This window comes from Robinsoniella sp. KNHs210 (genome assembly GCF_000686105.1).
Taxonomy (GTDB): Bacteria; Bacillota; Clostridia; order Lachnospirales; family Lachnospiraceae; genus Robinsoniella; species Robinsoniella peoriensis.
This window is the reverse complement of record NZ_JMLZ01000002.1, coordinates 2,159,532-2,183,425: the sequence shown is the minus strand read 5'-3', so window position 1 is coordinate 2,183,425 and position 23,894 is coordinate 2,159,532. Positions and strand designations below refer to the sequence as shown.

At 43.7% G+C, this 23,894-nt stretch carries 13 protein-coding genes; 6 read left to right on the top strand and 7 right to left on the bottom strand.

Annotation, left to right across the window (positions count from 1 at the left end; translation table 11 throughout):
* The first annotated feature begins 121 nt into the window (after window positions 1-121).
* Window positions 122-1,606: an FGGY-family carbohydrate kinase gene (locus CD03_RS0116405; RefSeq protein ID WP_027294584.1), complete on the top strand. Its 1,485-nt coding sequence runs from the start codon at window positions 122-124 to the stop codon at window positions 1,604-1,606.
* 160 nt (window positions 1,607-1,766) lie between these two features.
* Here the strand turns inward: CD03_RS0116405 and hcp are convergent, their stop codons facing one another.
* Entirely contained in the window at window positions 1,767-3,371 is a 1,605-nt protein-coding gene (gene hcp, locus CD03_RS0116400) for a hydroxylamine reductase (protein WP_027294583.1), read from the bottom strand.
* A 145-nt stretch (window positions 3,372-3,516) separates the two neighbouring features.
* Window positions 3,517-4,266 (bottom strand): ATP-binding protein, encoded by a 750-nt coding sequence (locus CD03_RS0116395; protein WP_027294582.1) that lies wholly within the window; start codon window positions 4,264-4,266, stop codon window positions 3,517-3,519.
* Window positions 4,267-4,426: 160 nt separating this feature from the next.
* On the opposite strand from CD03_RS0116395, the gene CD03_RS0116390 reads away from it, so the two are divergent.
* Window positions 4,427-5,092, top strand: coding sequence for a Crp/Fnr family transcriptional regulator (locus CD03_RS0116390; RefSeq protein ID WP_027294581.1), 666 nt, complete (start codon window positions 4,427-4,429; stop codon window positions 5,090-5,092).
* A gap of 36 nt (window positions 5,093-5,128) precedes the next feature.
* Here CD03_RS0116390 and CD03_RS0116385 read toward each other — a convergent pair whose 3' ends face one another.
* Genes CD03_RS0116385 through CD03_RS0116365 form a run of 5 tightly spaced genes read right to left on the bottom strand, consistent with a single transcriptional unit; the run spans window position 5,129 to window position 17,800 of the window.
* A complete protein-coding gene (locus CD03_RS0116385) occupies window positions 5,129-5,377 on the bottom strand; it encodes an acyl carrier protein (RefSeq protein WP_027294580.1) in 249 nt (82 codons plus the stop codon).
* Window positions 5,370-7,037: an AMP-dependent synthetase/ligase gene (locus tag CD03_RS0116380; protein WP_027294579.1), complete on the bottom strand. Its 1,668-nt coding sequence runs from the start codon at window positions 7,035-7,037 to the stop codon at window positions 5,370-5,372. Before CD03_RS0116380 ends, CD03_RS0116385 begins: the two co-directional genes overlap by 8 nt.
* A gap of 23 nt (window positions 7,038-7,060) precedes the next feature.
* Window positions 7,061-8,587: an HD domain-containing response regulator gene (locus CD03_RS0116375; RefSeq protein ID WP_027294578.1), complete on the bottom strand. Its 1,527-nt coding sequence runs from the start codon at window positions 8,585-8,587 to the stop codon at window positions 7,061-7,063.
* 24 nt (window positions 8,588-8,611) lie between these two features.
* Entirely contained in the window at window positions 8,612-10,435 is a 1,824-nt protein-coding gene (locus tag CD03_RS0116370; protein WP_242849109.1) for a histidine kinase N-terminal 7TM domain-containing protein, read from the bottom strand.
* A 3-nt stretch (window positions 10,436-10,438) separates the two neighbouring features.
* Window positions 10,439-17,800: a non-ribosomal peptide synthetase gene (locus CD03_RS0116365; RefSeq protein ID WP_027294576.1), complete on the bottom strand. Its 7,362-nt coding sequence runs from the start codon at window positions 17,798-17,800 to the stop codon at window positions 10,439-10,441.
* Between the two features lie 77 nt (window positions 17,801-17,877).
* Here CD03_RS0116365 and CD03_RS36175 point away from each other — a divergent pair, with 77 nt between their 5' ends.
* The 4 genes from CD03_RS36175 to rlmD all read left to right on the top strand — a co-directional run bounded on the left by CD03_RS36175 (window position 17,878) and on the right by rlmD (window position 23,892).
* Window positions 17,878-18,441 carry a 4'-phosphopantetheinyl transferase family protein gene (locus tag CD03_RS36175; RefSeq protein WP_052377835.1) on the top strand — a complete coding sequence of 188 codons (564 nt, stop codon included), beginning with the start codon at window positions 17,878-17,880 and terminating at the stop codon, window positions 18,439-18,441.
* A gap of 116 nt (window positions 18,442-18,557) precedes the next feature.
* Complete coding sequence (locus tag CD03_RS0116355; RefSeq protein ID WP_027294575.1) at window positions 18,558-19,370, top strand: alpha/beta fold hydrolase; 813 nt, start codon at window positions 18,558-18,560, stop codon at window positions 19,368-19,370.
* A 255-nt stretch (window positions 19,371-19,625) separates the two neighbouring features.
* Window positions 19,626-21,848 (top strand): diguanylate cyclase, encoded by a 2,223-nt coding sequence (locus CD03_RS0116350; protein ID WP_027294574.1) that lies wholly within the window; start codon window positions 19,626-19,628, stop codon window positions 21,846-21,848.
* Between the two features lie 169 nt (window positions 21,849-22,017).
* The gene (gene rlmD / locus CD03_RS33750) at window positions 22,018-23,892 is read left to right on the top strand and encodes a 23S rRNA (uracil(1939)-C(5))-methyltransferase RlmD (RefSeq protein ID WP_242849108.1); all 1,875 of its coding nucleotides are present in this window, start codon (window positions 22,018-22,020) and stop codon (window positions 23,890-23,892) included.
* Window positions 23,893-23,894 lie beyond the last annotated feature (2 nt).

Sequence of the window (23,894 nt, the reverse complement as noted above, 5' to 3'; positions counted from 1 at the left end):
GATTTAGAATAGCACAAGCTGGCTTGCGCTATTCATGGAGATAAGTGTGAAAGAAAATCACTTTCAAACTACTAATTCAGGAATAGTGCAAGCCAGCTTGTGCTATTCAGAGGGTGTAACTATGGCGAAAAAGTATGTTTTAGGAATAGATCAGAGTACCCAGGGAACGAAAGCATTGCTTTTTGATGAGGAAGGAGCGCTCCTTTACCGGAGTGACCTGCCTCATGAGCAGATTATAAATGAAAAAGGCTGGGTATCTCATAATCCGATGGAAATCTATCGGAATACAGTCCAGGCAGTTAAGAACCTGCTGGAAGAGAATAAGATTGATAAGAATAAAATTGAAGTTATCGGCATCAGTAACCAGAGGGAAACAGCACTGGTTTGGGAAAAAGAAAGCGGTCAACCGGTTGCAGATGCCGTTGTCTGGCAGTGTGCAAGAGGGGAAGCTATCTGTAATCAGATAGAAGAGAAAGGCTGCGGTGAAATGATCCGTTTACATACGGGATTGCAGCTGTCTCCCTATTTTTCAGCGGGAAAGATAGCATGGGTATTACAGAATATTCCGGGAGCCCGAGAAAAGGCTGATCGTGGTGAACTTTGCTGCGGTACAATCGACAGCTGGCTGGTCTATAAACTGACCGGACATAAAATATTCCGTACGGATTATTCCAATGCCAGCAGAACCCAGATGTTTAATATCAGTACATTGACCTGGGACGAAGAAGTGTGCGGTTTATTTGGTATACCAGTGAAATGTCTGGCTGAAGTGACTGATTCTAATGGCTATTACGGAGAAACGGATTTCGAAGGATATTTTGATCACCCGGTAGCGATACGTGGTGTTATGGGAGATTCCCATGGTGCGTTATTTGGACAGGGATGTCTGGAAAAAGGCATGATAAAAACCACATACGGTACCGGATCTTCGGTGATGATGAATATCGGAGAAGAGCCGGTACTGAGTAAAAAAGTAGTAACTTCTCTGGCATGGAGTATGGATGGTAAAGTGAACTATGTACTGGAAGGAAATATAAACTATACCGGTGCAGTGATCACCTGGCTGAAGGAAGATTTAAAGCTGATTCAGTCTGCAAAGGATACAGAAGAACTGGCCAGAATGGCAAATCCGGAGGATCATACTTATCTGGTACCTGCATTTTCAGGATTATCCGCACCTTACTGGGACGGAAAGGCAGCTGCAATGATCAGCGGTATTACCAGAACGACAGGCCAGGCTGAAATTGTGCGTGCAGGACTGGAATGTATCGCATACCAGATTACGGACGTGGTCCGTGCCATGGGTGATGAATCCGGAATTGAGATTGGCGAACTCAGGGTAGACGGAGGTCCCACAAAAAATGGCTATTTAATGCAGTTCCAAAGCGATATGCTGGGAATCGGAGTACAGGTACCTGACCAGGAGGAACTGTCAGGAATCGGCGCAGCATACGCCGCAGGAATCGCCGTAGGAATGTATGACAAAAATCAGATCTTCGACGGAATGAAGCGGACTAAGTTCACACCTCAAATGGCTAAAGCGATGCAAAAAGCCAAGTATGAGGGTTGGATAAATGCCGTTAAGATGGTGTTGACTGAAAAGTAGACGCTGTTTAGATATAGGCTGTGTACGAAAGGAGGAGGAAGCGGGCAATTGTCCGCTTCCTCCTCCTTTTAAATGTACTTCAATGAATACCCGTGTGCCGCCAAAAAGTGCTCCGGCAAGGGTAGAAAATGCCCCTATTTAAGATAAGCAAGACTTCTAATTATTTTCCAAGAATCTCCTTCAAATCTTCTCCCGCATCCCCTGTCGGATGAATATTGAAATTAGCTACCAGATATTCCAGTACGTTTGGAGATATAAATGCCGGCAGTGTAGGACCAAGGTAAATATTCTTAATTCCAAGAGATAAGAGTGTCAGCAGGATGCAGACAGCCTTTTGTTCATACCAGGAAAGCACCAGGGTCAGAGGCAGTTCATTTACATCACAGGAGAAGGCATTTGCAAGTGCAACAGCTACTTTAATGGCGCTGAATGCATCGTTGCACTGTCCCATATCCAGGATACGCGGCAGTCCGCCCAGTGTTCCCAGGTCTAAATCGTTAAAACGGAATTTTCCACAGGCAAGAGTGAGGATCAGGGAATCTGCCGGTGTTTGTTTCACGAAGTCGGTATAGTAGTTTCTGCCCGGTTTTGCCCCGTCACATCCTCCAACAAGGAAGATATGCTTCAAATCACCGGAGTTCACAGCATTGATTACGGTATCTGCTGCGGCAAGAACGGTATCGTGTCCGAATCCGGTAGTTACCTGTGTACCGCCATTGATTCCGGGAATAGTAACTGCTTCGTCATAACCGCCCAGTTCCAGGGCTTTTTTAATAACAGGAGAGAAATCTTTTGTGCCGCCCGCTTCATCAATATGGGCCATGCCAGGGTAGGCAACTTCAGCCGTTGTAAATACACGGTCCTGGTAACTTTCTTTGGGCGGCATCAGGCAGTTTGTGGTAAACAGTACCGGAGCCGGAATGTCAGCAAATTCTTTTTGCTGGTTCTGCCATGCTGTACCGAAGTGTCCTTTTAAGTGGGGATAAGCATTTAATTTTGGATAAGCATGTGCAGGCAGCATTTCCCCATGGGTATAGATCTGAATGCCCGTGTCCTTTGTCTGTTCCAGCAGCAGTGCAAGATCGTGGAGATCATGACCGGAGATAACAATAAACGGTCCTTTTTCAATAGTAAGGGAAACTGTTTTTGGGGATGGTGTTCCGTAGGTTTTTGTATTTGCAGTATCTAAAAGCTCCATACATTTCAGGTTGACCTGACCTGTTTCCATTACGAAGGGCAGAAGCTCTTCCATGGTGTAATCATATCCAACAGCGAAAAGGCCCTTGTAAAAGAACTCATTTACTTGCGTATCCTGGTAGCCCAGTACCATTGCATGGTATGCATAAGCTGCCATACCGCGCAGACCGAAGAGGATCAGGGATTTTAAGCTTCGTATGTCCTCCTGGGCATTCCAGAGCATGTCACAATCATAGTCATCATTTCTGGAACAGGGAGATCCGCAGGAGCCGCATTTTGGAATTAAAGCATCCTTTTCCTGATGTACCCGGCTGATCAGCTTTTCAATTGCTTCATCATCAAAGCTTACATTTGTGAGTGTGGCAAATAATCCTTCAATCATAATACGGTGGGTGGAGGCAGAGGGGGTATTGCCGTCTGTGGCTCTTGCAAGACCAATCAGTGCTCCTGTTAACTGGTCCTGAAGTCTGGCTGTACTTTCCTTTTTGCCGCAGACCCCGGATTTTCCTGTACAACCGGTACATCCGGCTGTTTGTTCACATTGAAAGCAAAACATTTTGTTCATAATTAATTCCTCCATATTTTTTAATTTATAATTTAAAGAGCGATCTCCCGCAAAGCGGATCAACCATTTAGCTATAGCAGTTTTAAGACACGCTCTAAAGTGCTCATGGTAACCTTGAATTACATATAAATGAAACGGCAAGTCTGAACTAAACAGATACATATTCCGATTTCAGAATTTTACCGTCGATTGAAATAATTACCACCCGGCAGGTTAAATTTTTACCACTTTGCGCCAGGGCAGTTTTGACTGCATGTTCCATACCTCCGCAGCAGGGAACTTCCATGCGTACTATGGTAATGCTTTTTAAATCATTTAAACGGATGATTTCTGAGAGCTTTTCGGAATAATCCCCATCATCCAGCTTCGGGCAGCCAATCAGTGTGATATGATTCTTTATAAAGTCCTGATGAAAACTGCCATAGGAAAATGCAGTACAATCGGCTGCGACTAACAAATCCGCCTGGTCAAAATAAGGTGCCTGTACAGGAACCAGTTTGATCTGTACCGGCCATTGGGAGAGCTCGCTTACGACAGGGCTGTCCGTATTTACGGGTGTGTGTCTTTCGTGGCTGATTGTGTGGGATCTGCTTCCCGGACATCCGCCGTGGTGCCCATGGTGCTGCATAGAAGTATCCGGCTGCGCCAGTGATTTGCGTTTTGCTGCCATGTTCGCCAAAACGGCTTCTTTATCGTAAGCAGGTGCCTCTCTTTCTTCAAAGGAAATAGCATCCTCGGGACAAGCCGGCAGACAGTCGCCAAGACCATCGCAATAATCTTCTCTCAGAAGTACAGCTTTGCCCTTTACAATCCCGATAGCACCTTCGTGGCAGGCATCGGCACAAATACCGCAGCCCGTGCATTTCTCCTCATTTATTTTTATAATTTTACGTATCATATAGATTCCTCCTCCTGCATATCACAAGTCTTCTTGCAATATCGCGTAAATATATTGTTTATAGCTTGAATTCTCAAACACGTTTTAAGATTTATCCCTTGACTTCATGCTCAAATTCTACTATATTAAAAAGAAAAGTTCTGTTGTAATTACAACAAAAATGAAAAAAAGGAAAAATAATATGATGCAGTCACCGCTTTTTAAAGGTATCGAAGAAAATGATTTGAACGAGTTGATGAAATGTCTGAATGCGAAGGAGTCGGCATATGAGAAAAACGAATTTATATTTCGGGCGGGAGACAGAGCTTCTTCTATTGGTGTTATCTTATCCGGAGCAGTATATGTATTAAAGGAAGATTTCTGGGGAAACCGTACCATACTGGCAAAGTTAGAAGAGGGAGATCTGTTTGGAGAGGCATTTGCCTGCAGAGAAGAAGAGAAGCTTCCGGTAAGTGTTATGTCGTCTGCGAAGTCCCGGATTTTATTTGTGGATTATCGGCGGATTATAACCAATTGTCCCAATACCTGTGTATTCCACGCCAGATTAATTGAAAATATGATTCGTATTCTGGCCGGGAAAAATGTGATGCTGACACAGAAAATGGAGCATATGAGCAAAAGAACTACCAGGGAAAAAATTTTGTCTTATTTATCGGCGCAGGCTGTCCGGAGCGGGAGCAATGCATTTACGATACCATTTAACCGCCAGGAACTGGCTGATTTCCTCTGTGTAGAGCGAAGTGCAATGTCTGCAGAGCTGGGAAGAATGCGCAGGGAGGGGTTACTTACCTGTGAGAAAAGCCGGTTTGTGCTGAATAAACAATAATGTTTACTCACCACAAACCGGCTTTTTCTAATGGTTTTACAGAAGTTTTTTCCCGCCATCTTTTGTAAGATATTCCACAACATCCTTTACCTGATTCAACTGCCATACATCTTTTAGAGGAATTTCTGTTTGAAAACGTTCCTCAAAGGCACAGACCAGATTGGCAACATCCAGAGAGTTTAAAGCCAGATCTGCAACAAAATTGGTATCGTAGGTTAAAGTTTTAATTCCAGTGATCTGATAAATGGTTTCCTCAATAATTTTAAATGCCTGCTCCTCAGTCATGGGCGGTATCACCTCTTTTCAATTTCTGAATGGATGTTTTGCGAAATTCAGTTTCGGAGATTTTTATAGAATAAATACGCATATAAGTAGGAAGGGCGTGATTTAGTTCCAATACTTCTTCCTGAATCTGCTCCAGTACCTGAAAGGAGGACATCCCGTGTGTCTGGGCTGAGTCGGCATAAATAATCACGGACAGCTTTACATCATCGGCTGCTTTTCCGTTACTGGCACCATAGACCATGGCTTCTTTTACCAGCGGAAGCTTTAAAATGCGTTTTTCCAGTTCTTCCGGAACTACTTTTTTTCCATTACTGAATACGATCAGGTTCTTTTTTCGTCCACTGATATATAAATGGCCTTTGCGATCCATATATCCCAGATCCCCGGTTCGAAACCAGCCATCTTCAAAGGTTTTTTTGGTCATTTGAGGATTTTTATAATACCCTTTAAATACCGAGGGTCCTTTTATAAGAATTTCCCCATTGGAAAACTTAACTTCCATTTCCGGAAGCAGCAGACCTACAGACGCGTACTTATTGTCTTTGTTGCGGTTGACACTTACCAGAGGGCTGCATTCTGTGATGCCGTATCCCTGAAGAACAGTAATGCCGTATGCTTGAAACTCTCCTGATATTTCTTCATTCATATGAGCGCCGCCGCTGATAATCAGCGCTGCGTTTTCCCCAAGAACCTTTTTGACGGCATCATTCAGATAAGGTTTGCCTGGCAGGTGGAGTTTTTGAAGCTTTTCATACTTCTGTACAGCATTAGCTGCTTCCTCACGTATGCCGCATCGTTTCTGTTCCAGGTGAATGCTCTTTAAAAGGGTTTCGGTAATCATAGGAACAGATAAGATCAGGGTGGGAGAAAAAAGTTTCAGTTCTTCCATCAATGTTTTCAGGTTCCCATTGATGCAGATGTTCTGCCCCTGGGTTAAGACGTTGATAGCGCCGCAAACCAGTGAATAGGTATGGTATAAGGGCAGGGGAGTGAAAACACGGTCTCCGGTCGTCACCAGCGCCTGGGCGTTACAGGCATTGTGCAGCAGGTTTCCATGGCTGAGCATCACCAGCTTTGATGCACTGGTAGTCCCTGAGGTATTGATTAGAAGTGCCAGGTCATCCTCCTTTACCGCCGCCATAACGGGAGCCAGCAACGTATCGTCTGGATCGCAGGGAGATGATTTTCTGATGCATTCCCAAAAGGATAAGATAAGGTCGTTTTCCCCATAGTCCATAGAAATAATGGTCTCAGCAGAAAATGTACTTTCTTCCGTCAGGGAAATAAATTCTCCGGAAACCACGGCAGCCTGTACGTCGGCATGATCCAGCATGCGGCAGATCTCCACAGCCGTCTGTTCCACATCGATGGCTACGGTTACGCTGCCAATGCAGCCGACTGCCCAAAATGCTACCAGCCATTCGTAACGGTTTTCACTGATAATGGCAATGTGCTTGCGGGAGAGTCCCAGTGATGTAAGTGCTTTTGCGAAAGCGCAGATATCCCGGGAGAGCTGCTGGTAAGAATATTCAAATAACTCTCGTCTGGAATTAAAAATGGTAACAGCCGTATTATCTTTATGCAAAGGAGCCATTTTAGACAGGCATTCCGGTAAGGTGGTGTATTGATGAATTTTATTTAGCGGATATTTTCGATTCATAAATTCCTCCATGGGGGTCTGATTTAATAAGTCCACTGTAATTCCTGGTTCATTTGTTCGTAATTGGATTCAACTATATTGATAAATACATCAACCAGCCTGCCGTCGAATTGTGTGTTTCTCCCTTCGCGCAATTCACAGAGCGCTTTTTCCAGAGATAATTTCTTGCGGTAATGGCGGTTAGACATCATAGCGTCAAAGGCATCTGCAATAGTGATGATACGTGCCTGGAGGGGAATCTCTTCTCCCTGGCGCTGATTGGGATATCCGCAGCCATCATATCTTTCATGATGGGACAAAACAATATCATCCAGATCCTGAAACATGTCGATGCAGGAGAGGATTTTTGCACCCATTCTGGGATGGAGGCGGATACTGTCATATTCTTCGTCAGTCAGTTCTTTATTTTTACACAGTACGGAGTCTGCAACCCCTACTTTACCAATGTCATGGAGCAGTCCCGCAACACGTACACATTCACAGAAGGAATCGTTTTTGTTCAGTGCTCTCGCCAGCTTCAGGCTATAATAGGATACCCGGTCGGAATGGCCTCCGGTATAGATATCTTTGGCATCTACAAGAAGCCGAAGGGCTTCTACTGTCTGCATATAGCTTTCCTTTAATTTCGATATGGCTTCAGCAAGTGCTTTGTTATTGGTGTTTAAGAGAATATTTAAAATGGTATTGTGTAAAGCGGTGGAGATCTGTTCCACATATACAGAGACCAGATAAGCCTGCACTTCATCCAGGGCGTTCTGTCTGCGCAGTCCGATTACCCCCAGCCAGGCATCCCTTCCGCCGGGGAGGGGGAGAAGCGTTAGCTTATCCTCACTGATGATTTTATTTTCGGACAAACAGGTCTGAAACAGGTCGATACGGACCTGAAAATCTTCTTTGCTAAAGGTTTCGAATTCTTTATCAAAGCAGCCTGTTCCGCAGAATACGTTCTCAGGGAGTACATCTACCGGCATGGAACGAATGATATTTCTGGGCTTCAGCCACACAAAAATATTCCGGTTACCAAGTAAATGATGGATCTGATCCATGATCTGTCCGGCTATATCTGTTAAGGGAAGCAGATGATGAAGCCGGGGGATACCGGAAAGTATCTGGGTAAGTCCATCCTGATATCTTTCTATGGTTCTTATCTGGCGGATGGATTTGAGGCTGCTTTCTACCAGCAGTTCCAATTGGTCGAAACGGTCCGTTTTTTCAAAATAACCCTGGATATCTAATTCACGGATTGTATTCAGGGGCGGTGCGATCTCTTTATGACCGGTCAGTAAAATAACAAAAATTCTCCGGTCAAATTCCCGAAGGCGAGCCAATACTTCATCGCCGCAGATTGGAGACATCAAAAAGTCGAGAAGCAGTATATCATAAGAATGCTGTTTCATTTGTTCCAGTGCATTTATTGGGTCATTTGATGTATCCACGGTAAAACCGGATGCATCAAAATAAGAAGACAGAGCATCGGTGATATTACAGTCATCGTCTAATACCATCATTGAAAAACCATTTTTTTCCCGACCTATTCTGTTCTTGCGCATACTAATACCTCTCTTTAGCTTATTTTATTCGGCGGATACCGGAATTTTTACGTAGAAGACAGCGCCGCCAGCCGGATTGTCCTCTACCCACATACTCCCACCAAATTTACCCCTTATCAGGCCTTCTGAACTGTAAAGGCCTAAACCGGTTCCATTTGCTCCCTTAGTCGTAATCATGCTGTGAAAAAGCTTCTTTTTCACCTCCGGCGAAATACCGGGACCGTGATCAGCAACTTTAATAATAATAAACTCATCTTCCAGATAAGGATTCAATATGATTTCCCCGCCTGTCTCTTTCATGGAGTACACAGCATTATCAATCAGGTTGTTTAATACCTGTACCAGATTATTTACATCTCCACTTAATAAAAGTTCAGGGGGTACCTTATTTATAATAGTTAATTGGCATTTGTTCTTTGTCAGGCTGTGATTCATCAGCAGCTGTACCTTTTTTACGACTTCGTCCATGGAGAATTCTACAATATCTGAGGTGTTCATATTAGTAGCCAGACCTTTTACTGTAGTAATGATATCGGACATATAGCTGCAGCAGCCGCGGATTTTAGCCAGCCATTCTCTCATTTCCTGTGCGATTTCCTGATGGTCTTCCAGAGTTACCGCAGGGTCATCAATGCTGAGTTCATATTCTGTTACCAGGTTGCCCAGACTTTCCACATTACCGGAGATGGACATAATCGGTGTTTTCAGGTTATGGGAGATCCCGCCCATCATCTGACCCAGGGACGCCAGGCGTTCTCTTTCCATGGTACGGCTTAAGTTCAGCTGTTCCCGTTTCATGTTTTCTTTTAGCTCGGTCACATCTTTTAACAGAGCGACAACACCCACCATGTTGTTCTTCTGAAAGATGGGAGATACTTCAACGGAATAGTAGAATTTTCCGTCTTCACGCAATACAGCCTGTTCATAAGAGATAACACTGATAGACTGTTTACAGATGTCAAAAAAATTCAAAAGGTTATAGATTACATCTTTTTTTCGGTCTTCCAGAGCGTCTACGGCGTTTTGAAGATAAGTATCCACCTTCATACCGTAAGATTCCCCAAAGGTTTCCTCAAAAGCCTGATTCGTATTCAGAATAAAGCCATCAGAGGAGATTACTGCATAGCAGTCTGAAATATTATTTAAAATATTTTCCTGGGCAGTCGGCTTGATCTGCAGGAAATTCAGGTAATAAATAGCAATACCATGAAATGCTATCGTTACCAGAAAAGCCAGTGGTGTGGCTGTTATGGGCAGAGGGAGTATTTTCAGCGTTGCAACTAAGTTTACAAGGACCGGTATCCCAAGACCGGCGGCAAATAAGGATGCCTGCCACAATATTCCCCTGTTCCTGCATTTATAGCCATAGCGCAGACTGATGATAATAGAAGCAATACAATAAACATAATACTGGGTACCGGATAATATAAACAGCGGACCAAACTCCACCTCTGAAGCATAGATGGAAAAATTCCTGTAAAATAAATGATGGTACGGATTGGTAAATACAATCAGTGATGTCATAACAGGAAGCAGGTATAATAAATAATATGCCTTTGGCAGATGTGTAAACTGTTTAACAAAGGTTATGGAAATCAACAGTGTAGTTACGACCATAAGGGCACATGCCGAACAGGTTATGGCATCCATCAGCATCAAAAGGTTCTTCCTGGAATCCGGAATACATAAGATTCCCAGGATAGCAGTCATCCAGATAAGTAAAAAGACGGAGGATGCCACATAGAGCTTTTGAATCAGTTTTAAGCGTCCTTTTGAGATGCAGCTGATGATGAAAAAAAGCAAGATAGCAATGGCGATATCTACGATATGAGGGGCTATTCCCAGCAAAATTTATTCCTCCTTCCGGGTGCAGTCAAAGCACCGGCTGATTTTTGTAAGATCCGGCTGGGGCCAGGTAAATCCAAGCTGCTGCAGCTGATAAGCCGTATCCCTTGCCTGAATCTGAATCTGTGTATGGAAAGCGGTGCCGGAAAAATAAGCCTCGGCAACTGCCTGAATAAAAGGAGAACTGTTTTGTGCAGCCTGATCACGGAGCAATTCTTCGAATTCTTCCCGTTTAGCCAGTTCCATATCACAGCAGGATTTTAAAATATCTCCCAATGCGGATTCCTGGGGATTGATTACATGGAAAGCAGTGCCCGGCTGATATAATAATTTTACGATTGCCTCCGCACACAAATCCACGCTGGTCATTTCCATAAATACACGGTCAAATTCCCTGGGAATCTTCTTTAAAATCAGCAATCCCCTGATAATGCGGTAAAATGCATTACTGTCTGGATTTAACTGGAAGACGCCGTCTTTTGCCCGGGAAACCAGGCGCCCGACACGGAAGATCCTGGCATTTACACCATCCTCTATAGCTTCGGCAACAGCAGCTTCCGCAAGAATTTTGCTTTTTGTATATGGATTATCCATCCAGTTTTGCCCCATGTCCAGATCACGTTCGCTGTAAAATACAGGGAGTCCGGGGGCATCCATAATATATTCTCCGGCTACACTGATTGTGGAAATATGTATCAGTGCGGCAGCGGCATCTCTGGCAAAAGCTATGCAGTTTTCGGTTCCAAAGGTATTTGTAAGGGCAAGCTCATCATTTGGGGCATAGTGTCTTACATCTGCTGCACAATGGATGACCATATCAACACGATCTGTCAATCGTTCATATTCGGGTGCTGATATGCCAAAATGCTTAAGGGTGATATCACCGTTTACAATTTCTATACGCCGGGAGACAAAAGAGTAAAAACTTTCTCCAAAATAGCTGGAAATAACTTCTTTAAGCTTCTTTTCCCCTCCGGTACGTACCAGACAGATTAATTTCTCTATCCCGGTTCCAAGCAATTCATACAGCAGATGTGCCCCCAGATATCCGGTTGCACCGGTTAAAAGAGTTATCCGGCTTTTTGGGACAGCCTTGTTATTGTCAGGCAGAAACCTTGCAAGCCTTTCTGATTCTGCCCCTGTTTCCACAGTGGCGGCTGTTTCCGGATGGATCTGGTTACGGCTTCCTGTTATTTTCTCAATCTGACCCGAAAGAGTGGGACAGCTGTAAAAATCATTTAATGAGAAATCCATGTGGTTTTTGTAATACTGGCTGAGTACCATAATTGCAGTCAGGGATGTTCCGCCCTGTTTAAAAAAGGAAACATTCCAGTCCGGCTTTTTCCCAAGCGCTTCTTCCCAGACTGACTGCAGTAATGCCTCCTGAGGATTAGCAAGGGGCTGTCTTTTTGGTATATTCTCTTTCGGCGGTTCCATTTCCATCAGCTGTCGGATATCCAGCTTACCACTGGCGGTACGTGGAAGAGCACTTAACGGAATAAATATAGAAGGAATCATATAGTCGGGCAGCTGTTCCATTAAATAATCCCTTAACTTTTCCTCTGTGTATTGATTGGCAGGAACCAGAAATCCCCTCAGTGACTGCACCATATCATTGTTCTTCACAGGAACTACAGCCGCTTCAGAAGCAAAGCGTGACTGAATGATCTGGGAGGCAATCTCTTCCGGTTCAATCCGGTGACCGTTTAATTTCAACTGGTTATCAACACGCCCCAGGCATTGCCAGTTCCCGTCGGCACGAAGCCTCCCAAGATCTCCTGTTTTGTACATGCGCTGGTTTGCGCATAGCAGATCCGGTACAAATACCTGGTTTGTCAGATCTTCCCGGTTAATATATCCTGCAGCCAGGCATTCCCCGGCAATGTAGATTTCGCCTACCGCGGTTGGGGGAAGTGGGCGCCTGTTTTCATCCAGCAGATAATAACGGCAGTTTCCGATAGGTTTTCCGATGTGAATGCTCTCAGATACAGTCACATTCCCCAGGCAGTTGTGAACAGAAGTTTCCGTAGGTCCGTAAATGTTGTAAATCCGGGCATTTGTCAACTCACGGATTTTATCCCTCAGCGAGAGGGTCCAGGGTTCCCCAAGCAGGATGATAATTTCAGCTTCTTTTAATGCTTCACAAAATGCGGAATCGCCCAGGCACATCTGAAGCCTTGATGGAGTCATCTGTATAATTTTCCCCTGGTCTTTTATAATCCGGTCTGCCAGTTTCCAGGGAAGAAGCATTTCTTCTTCATCTGCTATGGAGATGCATCTGCCGTTGGCAAGGGCAAGCAGGGTTTCTGTAGTAAATACGTCAAAAACACAGTTGGATGCGCAGAGGACAGGACTGCCGTTTTCACCCAGCAGAGGGGTAACGGTACCTGACAGGTTGGAAATAGCCTTGTGCAGCATCATAACGCCTTTCGGCTTACCGGTGGAACCGGATGTATAGATTACATTTAACACATCCTCCGGGGTTCTTTTGAGTTCCGGAGTCCAGTGGTCATCCAGGGTAAAATTCAGGGGAAGCACCGGGCAGGCTGAAATATCAGGGGGCGTGACAGAATCTCCCAATAACAGCAGACGGGCTTTTGCATTTTCCAGCATATAGGAAATGCGTTCCGACGGAAAATCAGGATCTACAGGAAGATAGGCAGCGCCTGCTTTTAAAATACCGAGCATGGTTACCGGCATGTCCCCGTCACGTTTTGGCATAAATGCAACCACATCCCCATGGAGTACGCCTTCCCGAATCAGGTAAACAGCAAGAGCATCGGAACGCTGTTTTAACTGTGCAAAGGTATAACTGGAATTTTCACCCCAGCAGACAGCTGTACTTTGCGGAGAAAGCAGGGCATAGCGGTCAATCATCTGATCAACCATAGCGGCGTCATAAGGCATCCGCATCTGATTTGGTATTTCCAGTAACTGCAGCTGATCCACAGGTGCTGTGGGAGATACTTCACTGAGAGGCATTTCCGGATGGATCAGCATGGTTTCCAGAATATAGAGGTAGGACCTGCTGTAAAATTCCATTGTGATACGGTCAAAAATATTTTTCGCATATTCCAGTGTGAAACGGTATCCATCATGGGTATGTATGGTCTCCAGGTGTAATTCCACTTTAGCTGCATGAATGTCGGAAGGTACCATCTCAAGGTGTGCATCACCCAGAGAGAATTCAGAAGGGTTCACGGGCGCCAGGGAAAATAAAGCGTGATACAGTGCCTGGCTGCCACGGCGTTCCTCTGTTTGTGCCAGATTAACGATCTCTTCTAATGAAAGATCCTGATGCTCCAGCATATCCAGTACGTCCTGTTTTACTTCCTTTAAATAAGCCATAAAATTCTTGTCGGAAGAAGGATTTAATAAAACAGGCAGCGTATTCACAAATACTCCGGTAAGTTCAGACAGTTCCATGTGCCGCCGTCCGGAGACTGGAGATCCGATTATCAGATTTTCATTTCCGGCAAATTTAGAAAGCATAAGCGCATAGACACTGAGCAGCAGCATATATGGGGTAACCTGATGAGTTTTACAAAATGCTTCGAAAGGAACCAGTATATTTTGCGGCATGCTAAATACGACTTTGTCCCCTTCACCCAGAAATTCTTTCGGGCGGGGGCGGTCAGTCGGCATGGTCCATTGTGGTACAGATCCCTGTAAACGGTTTTTCCAATATTCCCGCTGTTCCAGGAGCCATTCTTTGGGCTGCTGTTCCATCCACCAGGCATAGTCTCGGTATCGGACCGCAGCAGGGGCGGGGATTTCATTGCGGTAATATTGATCCAGCCTGGACAGGGTAAGGGCACTGCTGATTCCATCGGATATAATGTGATGCATATCAAAAAGCAGATATTGTTCCCGGGCTTCTGTTTCCAGCAGCATTACCCGAAAGAGCGGAGGAACGGCAAGCTCAAATGGACGCACAAATTCTTCCAGTGCCTCATGTGGGTTGTTATGGCTTCTACGCTCTAAATGGAATTCTGCTTCTGAATGAATACGGGAAACAACATTCATTCCCTCAATTTCAAAACCGGTACGCAGCATTTCATCATCCGCGATTAACTGCAGCAGTGCGGCTTCCAAACGATCAGCATCAATCGGGGTAGAAACACGGAATACACCCGGCATATGATAACTGATACCGGTATTATCCAATTGCTGTAATACATAGAAATTTTTCTGCGCCGCTGTAAGAGGGTAGGTACTGCGGTTTGGTGCCGGAGGTATTTTACTTTGCCGCCGGCTTACCGCTACCGGTTCGCCTCTAAGGAAGTTGCCAAAGCGGCGGATCGTATTATTGGCATACAGATCGGAGATTTTCGGTAATTTCGAAAACACTGCCTCTACCTCTGTAAGCATGGCTACTGCATTTAAGGAATCCCCACCGGATAAAAAATAGTTGGTGTGAATGCCAAGCTGCTCATTGGACAGCAGCCTTCTCCATATTTCCAGCAACTTTTCTTCAATTTCATCAGCAGGAGATTCATGTTCATCTGGAAGCTCCGGCTTCTGAAGGTTATTATAATCTGTCTTTCCGTTAGCCGTCAGTGGAATCTCGGGAAGCTTCACAGCCAATACGGGCAGCAGGTAATGAGGGAGGTAGCTGGAGGCGAATGCCAGCAGGTCTTCCCCTGAAAGATTCTGATCTGATGTAAAGTATGCAATTAAATGATGATCAAAAGCACGTACGGCTACATTTTTAACCAAAGGATGATTTTGGAGCTGTTCTTCAATTTCTGCAGGTTCTACCCGGTGTCCCAGAATCTTCAGCTGGCTGTCAATACGCCCCTGGAAGACGATCTCCCCTCTGGAATTCCAATAGCCTAAATCTCCGGTCCGGTATAGACGTTCACCTGGAAGATAGGGGTCAGCAACGAATTTCTGCGCCGTCAGCTCCGGAGCATTCAGGTATCCTGCGGCAAGACAGGTTCCCCCGATATATAATTCTCCGGCAGATCCGATGGGAAGAGGGCGCATAGAATCATCCAGGATATAAATGCGGCAGTTTGCCATAGGTTTTCCGATGGTGATCATTTCGTTGCCGGATACCACACTGTGGCTGACTGCAACGGTTGCCTCTGACGGTCCGTATTGATTATACAGCCGTGCAAGAGTACAGGAGCGCAGAATCTGGTAGATTTCAGGCGAAAGACTTTCACCACCGCATATGATTGTTTCGATACGGTTCATGGCACTTAAAAATGCAGGCTCTTTTAAGTAAGACTTCAGCCTTGATGGTGTCATTGAGAGAAAACCAACGTCGAAACGCTCAATCAGCTTAGCCAGTGAAGCCGGATGATTCATTTCTTCCTGTGAAGTGAATACAATGGTTCTGCCGTTCAGCAGTGCGCTCATACTTTCCAGCAAAAAGGCATCAAAACTAACATTACAAATAGAAAGAACAGCACCCTTTGGATAAAGGGGCGCCATATTATTAGCCAGATTCATTACACTGTACTGGCAGATCTGAACGGCCTTCGGCTTACCGGTACTGCCTGAGGTATATACCAGGTAAGCGAGACTGTCGGATGTAATTGCCGGCATATTGTCGATGGCGAAATCGGCTGCCTGATTCGCAGGGTGAACCAAGAGACTGCGGATACTATTTTGGGGAATCCGGGTATCCATTTCTTCGCCTTCTTCTGTGATACAGTAAGCGGCTCCGCTTTCCGCTAAAAGTTCAAGAAGCCGGTTCTTTGGCATCGTGATATCCAATAAAAGCCACGCATTTCCCGATATGGCAACCGCGCACATTGCTTTAAATAATGATTCACTGCGCTCCATTAACAATGCAATGGTTTCATTTCCGTCAGGAACAGCGGTAAGCAGATTCCGGGCAATGGTAAGTGCGTCCTGGTAAAGTTCGCCGTAAGTCGTACGGCGGCCGCAGCAGATGATTGCCGCGCGATCCGGCATAGTGAGTGCCTTATCGCGAAGGACATCCCGTAATGTACTTTCTTTTGGATACCATGCATCTGTCTGGTTAAAATCAAAAATCAGATGTTCTTCCTCCTCTTCGCTGATCACGGAAAGATCCGCAATTGGAATATCCGGATTCATAAGGGCACTATGGAGGATCTGCATAAGATGGTGGTGCAGGGTATCTATTTCCTCTTCTGAGAAAATCTGGGTAAGATAATCATAATCTACTAAAAAGCGGTTATCTGCATCCCGGCTGCTCAGGTGGACGCACAGAGATTCCGCCTGATATCCGCTGTAAAGCCAGCGCCCCTCCAGCGTAACCTGGGCCCCTCTCAGATGATGGATCTGCGTGTTCTGATAGGAAAGTGCAATGCTGAATAACTGGCTGGCTGCCAGATCGTTATCTTTTGCGGTAATTGTCTTCTTAATCTCACTAAATGGAAAGCGCTGATGATAAAGCAGTTTAAACCAGTCATTTTTCAATTTTTCATTAAATTCCTGAAAAGAAATCGAATCATCCAGTTCATTTACAAAAGGAAGGGTATTCACAAACATGCCGGCAGTCTGTTTTTCCTGATAGTTTATGCGGTTGACAGTTGGAACACCGATGCAAAAGCGTGTCTGCCCCTTAATACGTTTTAAATATATGGCAAGAACCATATAAAAGACAGCAAAAGGAGACACCTTATTCTGTGCACAAAAACTCCCGATCATACGATTTGAACGATTTGAGAGAGAATAAGACTTTCGAATGCCCACAGGGCTGATATGTGCATACTGGTATTCTTTTGTAAACGCAGGCGGAATATCGGTCAGCATTTCCTGCCAATATGCACGGTCCTTGTCACTTCTCCTGGAAGTAAGATAGTCCAGTTCAGTCTGGATATGTACAGCATATTCCGGCATAGAAGTACAATCCGGTGCTTCGTTTTGGAGCAGCCGGAAATAGTTATGAATGATCTGGTTGGTGACAAGGGTTTGTGACCATGCATCTGCAATAATATGGTGGATCTTTGTCAAAATACCCCCTGTATTTTCAGATAGTTTAAAAATAATCATCTGACACAGCGGAGAGTCACAAAGGGTAATATGTTCTCTGGCAACAGAAACGTCCCAAATAGATGCGCCCTCCTGGTTTGTTTTGGAAAAATCCAGAAAAGGTGCTGTCTTTGGTATTTCCGGATCAATATATTGGACAGGGTTATGTTCCTGAAGCGTGATCCGGGTTCTAAGCGTTGAGAATGCTTCATAAGCGAAGGTAATGCACTGCTGGAGCAGTTCAGCATTAAAATTTCCTTCAATGCGTAATACGGTACAGATATTGTTGATCGGAACTCCGGGATTTGCCATTTCCAGGTTCCAGATATTCTGCTGGCTGTAAGATAGAGGTAAGTATTTTATCGTTGTATCGTCTGCAAAGTTATGATTATCCACTTTTTTTCCTTTCGTACAATGAACTTGACATAAAAATAAGTATCCAATAGAATGAAAATAGGATTGGAGTACTGTTAATGAATACGCTTAATTTTTATGATGTTTTTGTTTACATATGTAAAGGAACCGACCCATCTCTTCGCAACCGGCGTCTTCAAAAATGTGCCCGGCATTTTGCAGGGCTGTATGGAGACGAAATCAACTGCTATACAGAAAAATATGGGAATTATGGAAAACCGTATTTTTCAGAAAACAGGGGAGTCCATTATTCAATTTCCCACAGTGGGGACTACTGGATGTGCGCATTTCATAAAGAACCCATCGGATTTGATATACAAGAGCATAAAGCGATAGATTTTATAAATATTGCGAAACACTGGTATCATCCGCAAGAATATGAAACAGTTCTTGAAAAAGGCGCAAACCAATTTTACGATATTTGGTGCGCCAAGGAAAGTTATCTGAAATATATAGGCATGGGACTGCGTCAGCCAATGAAAGATTTTTCAGTTATTGAGGAAAATAAACTGAAAAATCGGATATTAGACACAGAACTGGTAAATATTTCCAGAAAGCCCGGATATTCTTTATGCATATGTGCAGAAAAAATCATAAATATTTATTTTTTAGTATATTTCTAAAAATTGTATAGCTTATTATACAAGGATTAACCATATAGTGTCAATAGAGGAAATTTTGGGTTTCCCGATTTCGGATCTTCTGCATATACTGGTAAAAAAGAGATTGGATAATTACTATGTTTCATGTAAAATCAAATGATGGTACGAAATTGGCTGTTTATGATCCCAATCCACAGGGGAAATGGACGATTGTATTAATCCATGGCTGGCCGCTGTCGCACAAAATGTATGAATATCAGGAGGAATTGTTACTAAATTGCGGTTTCCGTGTGGTAACTATGGACTTAAGGGGATATGGGAATTCGGATGCTCCACGATGCGGTTATTATTATGACCAGATGGCAAGAGATATCTATAATATAGTAAAAGCGCTGCGCCTGAAGTCTTTTATATTATGCGGATTTTCGATGGGTGGAGCGATTGCACTGCGCTACATGAATTGTTTTCAGGGATATGGGGTTCATAAATTAATACTTATTGCAGCAGCGGCACCCAGCTGGACACAGAGAGAAGGGTTTCCATATGGGCTTCCCCGGGAAAAGGCAGATGAGTTAATCTGTCAGGCGGCAACGGACAGACCGCAGTTATGCCACAATTTTGCACACGAGATGTTATTTGCAAGTCCTCACAGCGAGCCGCTGAAGAACTGGTTTGAAGATATTGCACTTTCAGCATCCGGTATTGCCACCATTCAGTCCGCTTATGCCTTACGGGATGAAGACGGAAGAGAAGATTTGAAAGCTGTACACGTTCCTACGGCAATCTTTGCCGGAGCTAAGGATCAGGTAGTATTAAAGGAATTGACAGAGTGTCAGCATCGTGAGATAGCAAATTCCAGGTTATACATTCTGAAAAATAGTGCACATGGAGTGTTCTATGATGAATTGGATCGGTTTAATGAGTATTTTCTTGAATTTATAAACGAATAAAAATGAGTACTTTTTTGAAATTATAAACGAATAAATCGGACTATAGGGGGAATGGAAACTGTAAAAAGGTTTCCATTCTTTCCTATTTTATAAGTTTTTGATCTAATATGGGAAAATGTATCTAAAAAAGCGCTTGCTGTTTGTTACCTCAAATTATATAATGATATTATATGGATGATACTCATACAAAAGGTGACGCAGCTTGGAATGACATGAGAATGTAAATCTAGGGGGTATCGTTTCGGGGGAAGGAAATTGAAAAAAAGAATTATAAAATATCGGTCAGTTTTTCTGGTACTTGTTTTATTAATAGCAGCTATAGTAGCAGGTGTAATTTGCGTGGACTTTACATTGCAGACGAATAATAATTCTCAGAAGCTTTCTATGGAGATTACCGCAAGAGATATCCAAAAGAAGTGTATTAATGTTTCCTTTATCTTAGATGATCATTTTTCAGATCTGGAATCCCTGGCAACTACGATTTCCAGATTTGATCAATATGAGAATGAAGAGTTGATGGACATCCTTGCTCAGTTCGGGAACCACCATGATAATTGCCGGGTGAGTATTGCAGATCCTTTGGGACGGACATATGAGAAGGACAGGGAGGAGGTATCTATTGCTGACCGTGATTATTTTAAGAGTGCTTTAAAAGGCGGCCGGATTATTTCTGATCTGATCAAATCCAGGGTGACGGGAGAGTACAGCATCGTATTTGCAGTGCCGGTGTACCGGGAGGGAAAGGCTGTTGGGGTATTGCGTACAGTCTATCAGAATATACAGCTAAACCGGCTTTTGCATGTTTCCGGAATGGATGCCCAGGAAAATGCCTACATCGTTCAGCGTGACGGGACCATTGCCCTGTCTATGAACGGAGAACTGTGCGGTGAAAACATAGAGGCGGCGCTGGGGACTGGAACTGCCCAGGACAAAATTGATCAAATCCACTATAATATGGGAAAAACAGCGGTGGGGAATCTGGCTTTTGAGGTGGATGATTTCCTTTATTATTGCAATTATGCACCTGTTCCCGGAGGAAAGTGGTATCTTTTTAACATATCGTCTGCATCAAAACTGGGTGAATATACCTCGAAAAGTACCGTAACCGGAATGTTGTTTATGGGTAAAATGGTAGTGCTTTTTCTGATTATTATGGGAGGGATTTTGTGCTATCTGTATTTTAATAACAAACAGATGCGCAAGCTTGCAAATTTGCTTGAGAATGTATCCAGTCATGCCCCGGGCGGAATGTTCCGATATGATCCCAAATCAATGCAGCTGTCTTTTATCAATAATGGATTATACCAGATGCTGGGCTGCAGGGAAGAGGATTTCAAAGAAAATTTTCACAACAATTATCTGGAGCTGGTATATGACCAGGACAGGCAGATGGTATTAGAGAATATAGAAAAAATGATACCGGAACGAAAAAGCTTTAAAATGAGGTTTCGACTGAACAGCCTTTCTTCACCTGCTTACTGGGTACAGCAGGTCAGTAATATTTTTGAAGAAGATGGGGAACTGCATGTCTATGGAATTCTGGTGGATATTGCGGAATACAAGGCATTTGAAGATGAGCTGTCATTTAACAATCAACGTTATAAAATCATTGTCAACCAGATGGAATCTTGCTTCGTAGAATACGATGTCCATGATATGCGTGTTCTGGTAATGCAAAATTTTGAAGAGATATTCGGCAGAATGCTGAAAATGGAAATTGAATCAGAAGATGGAAAAGAGTTTGTCTATGAAGAAGACTGGAATATGATAAAAGATAATTTTAAAAAAGTTCTTTATGGAGAGAAGCCCTATGAAGAATGTGAGGCAAGAATCAAAAAAGGTGATGAGACCTATCTCTGGTGCCTGATCCGTTTTTATTCCATGGTAGATGAAAATGGTGCAATCAGCCGTCTGATCTGTAAGATTAACAACATAGATAAACGTAAGCGCCGTTCTATAGAATTAGAAAGTAAGGTACAAAAAGATCCAATGACTGGCCTTTATAACAAGAGCGTCTCTAAAAAATTAATAGAGGATCATTTGGAATCGGCGCCTGATGATATCCAGGGATTATTTGTTCTGGATATTGATAATTTCAAGGGCATCAACGATACCTATGGGCACCATAATGGAGACCGGGTATTAAATATGATGGCTCAAACGCTTCATAATCTGTTTCGGAAAAGCGATGTAGTAGGGCGGATTGGCGGAGATGAGTTCATTGTATGCATGAAAGACTGCTACAATGAAGAATATGCTATGAAAAAAGCAGGTCAGCTGTCACATGACTTTGCCGAAATCACAGCAGAAGCGAATCTAGCTGCAACCTGCAGTATCGGTGTGGCGCTCTATCCAAAACATGGAAAAGACTGGGATGAGTTATTTGAAAAAGCCGACATCGCACTGTACCAGGCGAAGAGATGTGGGAAAAACCAGTATGCGGTTTATTTTGAAAAAGGATTGGATGAGAAGGAATAACAGAATTAGAATAGATGGAAAATAGACAGTAAAGCAGGTAAGCGGCAGTAAATGAATAGAATGCTGCTAATAGTCAATAGAAGAATAGAAAATATAAAAACAATAGAAAATTAAAAACAATAGAAAGATAACAGGTGAATTTGTGAAGACAGGAACGCAAAAAAGAGAAATGAAAAAGACGGATGGCCGGAAGGATTATCAGAATAAGGAAGGGAAAAGTTTTGAAAAAGGCAAGTCAGGGAAGAAGAAAGCTGATATGGCAAAAAGAGATGATGCTTTTAAAGGGGACAAGAATAATAGAAAATCAAGACCAGGACGGGAAGAAGATAGACAGAGCAGGGTATCAGGAGTAAGCCGGGAAGATTGGCATAGTAAAAAGCCGAAAGCTGGTCGGGATGATAATAGGGAAAGTAGAAAATTGGGAGCAGAGCCGGGAAATAGAGGAAGTAGAAATTCTGGGGCAGAGCCGGGAAATAGAGGAAGTAGAAAACCAGAAACGGAGTCGTTAAATAGAGAAAATAGAAAACCTGGAGCGGTGACGGGAAATAGAGAAAATAGAAAACCTGGAACGGAGAGTGGAAATAGAGGAAGTAGAAATTCTGGGACAGAGTCAGGAAATAGAGGAAGTAGAAATTCTGGAGCAGAGTTAGGAAATAGAGAAAATAGAAAACCTGGAGCAGCGTCGGGAAATAGAGAAAATAGAAAACCTGGAACGGAGACGGGAAATAGGGAAAGTCGGAAACCTGGAGCGGTGTCGGGAAATAGGGAAAGTCGGAAACCTGGAGCGGCGTCGGAAAATAAGCAAAAAAGAAAATTCGGAGATAGCGGGGAAGGAAGAAAAAATAGTAAAAGGGGTCAATCTGGAGAAAAGAAACAAAGTGATTTAAAAAAGGTAAATGGTATGGAGATATGCCCTGTTTCTAAAAAATGCGGTGGCTGTCAGTATCAGGGAATTTCTTACCAGGAGCAATTAAAATTAAAAGAAAAAGAAATCAGGAAATGGATTGGAAAGTTCTGTAAAGTAAATGCTGTGATTGGAATGGAAAACCCTTACCATTACCGAAATAAGGTTCACGCAGTATTTGACAGGGATAAAAGAGGGAATCCCATCTGTGGTGTATACCAGGCGGGGACGCACAATGTGGTTCCAATAGAATCCTGTATGATCGAGGATCAGAAAGCAGATGAAATTATTCAGAGTATCCGGGGACTTTTAAAATCATTTAAAATAAGAACATATGACGAGGATACGGGATATGGACTCCTTCGCCATGTGCTTGTAAAACGTGGATTTACCACGAACGAAATCATGGTGGTACTGGTGACCGCCTCCCCGGTATTCCCTTCCAAAAACAATTTTGTCGGCGCGATACGCAAACTTCATCCGGAGATTACGACCATTATCCAGAATGTAAATGCCAGAGGAACCAGTATGGTCCTTGGAGATAAGGAAAAAACACTGTTTGGTAAAGGCTACATCGAGGATATACTCTGCGGCTGTACATTCCGCATCTCTTCAAAATCCTTCTATCAGGTGAATCCCGTACAGACGGAAGTTCTGTACAAAAAAGCTATTGATGCAGCAGGTCTTACGGGAAATGAACTGGTAATTGATGCATATTGCGGCATTGGAACAATCGGATTAATTGCAAGCAAGAAAGCAAAGCAGGTAATTGGCGTGGAGTTAAACAAAGATGCAGTCCGTGATGCAGTAACCAATGCCAAGCGCAATGAGATAGAGAATGTAAGATTTTACTGTGCCGATGCAGGGAATTTCATGGCGGATATGGCAGCTCAGGGCGAAAAAGCAGACGTGGTATTTATGGATCCGCCAAGAAGCGGAAGTACAGAAGAATTTATGGATTCTATGGTGCAGATGGGGCCTGAGAGAGTGGTTTATGTTTCCTGTAACCCGGAGACGTTAGGCAGGGATTTAGAGTATTTGACGAAGAAAGGGTATGGATGTAAGGGGAGTTGGGGTGTGGATATGTTTGCCTGGACTGGGCATGTTGAAACCGTCGTACTGCTGGTGCGGAAAGGTTGATT